This is a genomic window from Prosthecobacter sp. (assembly GCF_044373815.1).
GTDB lineage: Bacteria > Verrucomicrobiota > Verrucomicrobiia > Verrucomicrobiales > Verrucomicrobiaceae > Prosthecobacter.
Window position 1 is genome coordinate 1 of record NZ_JBIPNG010000439.1, and the last position, 5587, is coordinate 5587.

4 protein-coding genes are annotated in these 5587 nt (G+C 60.9%); 2 read left to right on the forward strand and 2 right to left on the reverse strand.

Features of this window, described 5'->3' with window-relative positions:
* Both ACIREA_RS25400 and ACIREA_RS25405 read right to left on the reverse strand, forming a co-directional pair.
* A partial coding sequence (locus ACIREA_RS25400) for a serine/threonine-protein kinase (protein WP_397385124.1) occupies positions 1-843 on the reverse strand: 843 nt, incomplete at its 3' end.
* A gap of 71 nt (positions 844-914) precedes the next feature.
* The gene (locus ACIREA_RS25405; RefSeq protein ID WP_397385125.1) at positions 915-2690 is read right to left on the reverse strand and encodes a protein kinase; all 1776 of its coding nucleotides are present in this window, start codon (positions 2688-2690) and stop codon (positions 915-917) included.
* Between the two features lie 326 nt (positions 2691-3016).
* On the opposite strand from ACIREA_RS25405, the gene ACIREA_RS25410 reads away from it, so the two are divergent.
* Complete coding sequence (locus tag ACIREA_RS25410) at positions 3017-4111, forward strand: helix-turn-helix domain-containing protein (protein WP_397385126.1); 1095 nt, start codon at positions 3017-3019, stop codon at positions 4109-4111.
* Positions 4112-4196: 85 nt separating this feature from the next.
* On the forward strand, positions 4197-5587 hold a 1391-nt coding region (locus ACIREA_RS25415; RefSeq protein WP_397385127.1), incomplete at its 3' end, for a right-handed parallel beta-helix repeat-containing protein.

Consider the following 5587-nt stretch of genomic DNA (forward strand, 5'->3'; position numbering starts at 1 on the left):
CGGAACCTCTCCAGGCTCCGCAGTCTGCTTCATCGCCACATTGATGTGCGCACGAAGCTCACCCGCGTCCTGATACCGCTTCTCCGGATCGGGATCGATGGCTTTGGCGATGATGCTGTCCCACCGCGTCGAGATTTTGGCAAACTCCGTGACCGACCGCCGCGGCTCCCCCGGAATCGTGCCGGTCAGCATCTCATAGAGCACCACACCTGCTGCGTAAATATCCACCCGATGGTCCACCACGCTGCCACCACGAATCTCCGGCGCGGCATAATCCGGCGTACCAAAGGGGTTCTCCTGCTCCGCTTCGTCGGAGACCGGCCGCGCCAGTCCAAAGTCCGCCACCTTCACATGGTCGCTGTCATTGACCATGATGTTGCCCGGCTTGATGTCACGATGAATGATTTGATGATCGTGCGCAAAGGTCAGCGCCTCGCACAGCTGCATGGCCAGGTTCGTCGCCTTCCGCAGCGAAAGACTCCCCTTGTGAATGAGATCGTGCAACGAGCGCCCTTCGATCCATTCCATCACCAGATACAAGTGCCCTCCCGCCGTGATGCCAAAGTCATACACACCCACAATGTTCGTGTGATTTAGCTTCGCCATCGCACGCGCCTCGATCTTGAAGCGATCGGTGAATTCCTTTTCGGCCCCAAACTCAGGCGGCAAAATCTTGACCGCCACCCGCCGGTCCAGGCTCTCCTGATACGCCTTGTACACCGCCCCCATGCCACCGCATGCCGCCAGTTTTTCAAACTGAAACTGCGGCAGGTAGGCGTTCATCGCCTCCAGGCTCGGGACATCAAACGAAGGCAGCTCGCTGGGGGTAGTTTCTTCGGACATTCCTGATCCATAACCTTCTACAGCTTCTGCCGCGAGGAAAATATCTTAACTGTCCGTCCTGTAATAACCGCTCAACGCACAGGCTCTGCGGCCGTCGCCGGTGCAGTGCCCACCCCCGTTGCGCCGGCCACGCTTTCTCTCAGGGCTTTCATGGACGGTGCCGTCTTCAGCTTCGCAAGTTCCGCTGCCACGAGTACCGCACGTTTCGCAGCTTCCTCCTTGCCTGCGGCGGTACGTTCACGGGCCTTCTGCAACACAAGCTCACACTGGTCCGAACGCATTTTCTGCGCCGCCATGTCCGCACGTCCTTGAATCGCCTCGCGCTGCGCGTCGTAGGCCTTGCGCAGCGTTTTGAGCGTCTCCGGCCAGAGCTGATCCGGCTCATCCAGCGGCTCATGATTCGCAATGTGGGAGATTTCACTGAGCACAAAATCACGCTGCTGCGGCATCAGGCTGGTCAGGCCGCGTTGCAGTGCCGGGATGTATTTGTCAGCCAGGCTCTGCATTTCAGTATCAGTGCCTGTTTCCGGGTTGGCCAGCCATTCAGCAGCGAAATCACTGACCATCAGCGCGAGTTCCGCATCACGTTTTTCCAGCTGCTGAATAAACTCCAGCGGAGTTTCCGGCACCGGCACAATCGTTGGCATCGCCGCAGGCACAGGCGCTGGCGTCGGAGCAGGCGCGGGCACAGGCGCCACGGCCACCATCTTTTCGACCTTCGGTGCAGGTTCCGGCGCTTTCATTTCCGGTTCCACAGCCGGCACCACCACCACCGGCGCCACCTTTTTGGCCGGCTCCTTCTCTTTCTCAATCTTGGGCTGCTGCTCAGGCTCATCAGCCTTGGAAACCGAGGCCACCTTGTCCGTTGCCACAGGTGCCTCCGGCGCAGCCCCGCCTTTGAACATCATCCCGCCCACAATGCCGATGACAATCACCGCAGCCCCGATCAGCACCAGATGCAGCGGCTTCAATCCCGCTTTGCCCTTGGACTCATCTTCCTCCACAGCCACCACCTTCACCGGCTGGGCCCCCTGGTTGATCAGCATCGCAATGTGCGCACGAAATTCGCCCACATCTTGAAAGCGCTTCGTGGGATCCGCATGCGTCGCCCGGTCAATCAGCTCATCCCATTTGGGAGACAAGGGTGCAAACTCCATCACCGAACGCCGTGGCTGCTGCGGCACTCGCCCCGTCAGCATTTCGTACAACACCACACCGGCGGCGAAGATGTCCGCCCGCTGGTCCACCGCGCCCTTGCCTAAAATTTCCGGGGCCGCGTAGTCCGGTGTGCCGAAGGGATTCTCCTCCGCTTCACCCGTGATCGGCCTTGCAAGACCAAAGTCCGCCACCTTCACCTGATCATCCTCGCTGATCATGATGTTGCCCGGCTTGATGTCGCGATGAAGAATTTTGTGGTGATGCGCAAAGGCCAGCGCATCACAGAGCTGCATCGCCAGGCTCGCGGCTTTCCGCACCGGAATGCTGCCTTTTTGAATGAGCGTGTGCAGTGTCTGCCCTTCCACCCACTCCATCACCAGATACAGGTGCCCTTCCTTGGTGATGCCGAAGTCATACACACCCACGATGTGCGTGTGGTTCAGCTTCGCCATAGCGCGCGCCTCGGATTTGAATCGATCCGCAAAGTCCTCCTGCATGCCAAATTCAGGCGGCAAAATTTTGATCGCCACGGGCCGGTCCAGGCTCACCTGCCGTCCACGGTACACCGCTCCCATGCCACCAAAGGCCGCGAGCTTTTCAAACGCATACTGCGGCAGCAATGCGGCCATCTCCTCGACGCTTGGGACGTCAAACGGGGGTTGATGCTGGGCTGGGGATTCCTGGGACATGAAAAAGGCGGCGGACTGTTACCGATACGCGCCTTAACAGCGAGTAAAATCACCATTACTCACTTTGCCCGTCTGCCATCTCAACTGGAGCTTCGCAGCCGCTCTTGCCAAACCGCCGGCTTCCTGCCCCTGCACAAAAAGAGACTCGGCATGAAAATCGACGGTCCAATGTGCCTGTGTCTGGTACTTTTGTCCTTTTTACCCTCGGCGCAGACACCAGGCACGCTTTTGGCGCAGATTATGCATAGGGACTTCATCGTGCCAAATCCCCCCCGGCATTTCAGTCGCATACCTCCTCACATCCATCGGTATCAGCCCCTACTTCTATGCCACACTCCCCAGTCTCTGAAGAAAAGCTTGTCGGTTTCCCTGCCCGCTGCCTTTCACTGCGCCAAAAGCTGCGTGTCTCAAAGCCCGAGCTCGCCCATTGGCTCGGCGTGGGTCGCAGTTACGTCACTGTCTTGGAGAAAGGCCGCCAGGCGCCTTCCAGACCCGTATTCCAATTGATCGAAAAACTCGAAGCTGCCGCCAATCTCAAACAGCTCGCCATGCACATGCCACAGCCTGACACCACCTCTGCACCCACCGAAATGGCTGGTCTCCCACCCGCAGCCATCGAAGCTCTCGACCGCTTGGTGCAGCCAGAGGCAACACCTGCACCCGCACCCGCAGTCAACCCCGTCGAAAAGCCCGTCATCCGCACAAAAACCACCTTCGCTCTGCGTGTCGCCGCCCTGCGTGAAAAAATGGGCGTCACTCGTCCAAAACTCGCCCAGCGCCTCGGCGTCTCACGCCAGTACGTGACCAAAATCGAAAATGGCGCCCACGCCTCCCTGCCCGTCATCAAGCTGATCGAGAAACTCGAAGCCGAGATTCAAAACGAATCAGCCGCCGCAGCAGCAACCTCAGAGCACACAACCGTCAACGCTACCAGCACGCCACCACCCGCCCCCGTAGCACCCGCTGTGGCGCACACTCCAGCCGTTTCGATTCCTGCGGCTCCAGCGCCTGTCACCCCGCGCATCGCCCTCCTCCCCGTCCTCACCATCCCTGCTGCGCGCGATCTCGCATCGCCTGCTCAGGCCGCCTTCGCCGCCGCCGAGCACTTCGCCTTCAGCGTGAGCGATCCCGATGCCTTCGCCATGCGCCTCACAGGCGATGCCATGCTGCCCCAGCACCACGATGGCGAACTCGCCATCCTCTATCCCAACAGCCTCCCTCACACCGGCAACCGCGTCGTCGCTCGCCTCAGCGACAGCCTCGGCGGCGATGTTCTCTTCCGCGTCTACAGCACCGCAGATCACGGCCACTCCATCGTCCTCTCCAGCCTGAACCCTCTCTATCCGCCAGTCACCCTGAGCCCCGAGGAAATCGTCTGGATTTACCCTGTCTCCTCCACGGTGCGCCAGATGATGCAGTAAACTGGCAATTCCGCGCAGTGCGCCGGCGCTTGTATGCGCTTCGCAGATGGGGCATGAAGTGGAGCACCCTCCGCTTCACTGTCCCATGCTGTCCCGACTCCTCGCTCTTTCGCTCTGCGCCGCCTCGCTCTCCGCCGCCGCAGACATCCACCTCTCCCCCACCGGCCCCATCTCCACCCCGCAGGCCGCTCGCGATGCCGAACGCACCGCCACCAAGCCCGCCCGCATCATCGTAGCTCCCGGCACCTACCCTCTCGCCGAAACCCTCACCCTCGGCAAAGACGACTCCCAGGTCACCTGGTCCGGCACCAACGCCACCTTCACCGCTGGCAAACCCATCACCGGCTGGCAAAAAACCGACGGCGGCCTCTGGAAAGCCCCGCTCCCCGACAAAGCCTGGAAGTTCGAGCAGCTCTGGATCAACGGCCGCCGCGCCACCCTCGCCCGCTCACCCAACAAAGGCTACTACCACATCACCGAAGCCGTCGGCGCAGGCGTGTTCCCAGACCTCAAGGAGAACATGAACTTCCACGCCTTCTCCATCGCCAAAGAGCAGTACGACGTCCTCAAATCCATCCCGCAGTCCGAGCGCGATTCCGTCCTCCTCACCGTCACCCACGCCTGGGCCGTCGGCCAGTGCCGCATCAAGGACATGAACGACGAAGTCCTCGCCGTCCGCATCAAAGGCCGCTCCCGCTATCCCTTCGTCGAGTTCGAACCCGATCAACGCTGGTGGGTCGAAAACTTCCGCGCCGCCCTCGATGCCCCCGGCGAATGGTTCCTCGACCGCGCCCAAGGCGAAGTCCTCTACTCGCCTCTTCCCGGCGAAGACATGACCAAGGCCGAAGTCATCGCTCCCGTCGTCGACAAATTCCTCTCCATCAAAGCTGCACACGATGTCCGCTTCGAAGGCATCTCCTTTCAATACAGCAATCACCTCTACCCCGCCGAGGGCCTGCACGATGGCCAGGCCGCCACCACCAGCGATGGCAGCATCGAAATCGAAGACTCCAGCGCCATTCATTTCACAAACTGCGAGATCGCCCACACCGGCCTCCACGCCCTCTGGTTCAAAAACGGCTGCTCTGATTCCTCCGTCACCCACAGCCACCTGCATGATCTCGGCGGCGGCGGCGTCTACGTCGGCGAAATCGCACGCCCTGCCGAAGAGCGCGTGAATCATCACATCACCATCGACGACTCCATCATCCACCACGGTGGCCGCCTCCACCCCAGCGCCTGCGGCGTCGTCTTCACCCACACCCAGCACTGCGCCGTCACTCAGTGCGACATCGCAGACCTCTACTACACCGGCGTCAGCGCCGGATGGAACTGGGGCTATGGCGACACCGCCTCCCGCGAGACACTCGTCGAAAACAATCACATCCACCACCTTGGCTGGGCCTACCTCAGCGACATGGGCGGCTACTACGGCCTCGGCACCTCTCCCGGCACCATCATCCGTGGCAATCATGT

Coding starts and splice junctions, on each gene's coding strand:
- ACIREA_RS25405 (WP_397385125.1), bottom strand. CDS start 2,690: ATGTCCCAGGAATCCCCAGCCCAGCATCAACCCCCGTTTGACGTCCCA.
- ACIREA_RS25410 (WP_397385126.1), top strand. CDS start 3,017: ATGCCACACTCCCCAGTCTCTGAAGAAAAGCTTGTCGGTTTCCCTGCC.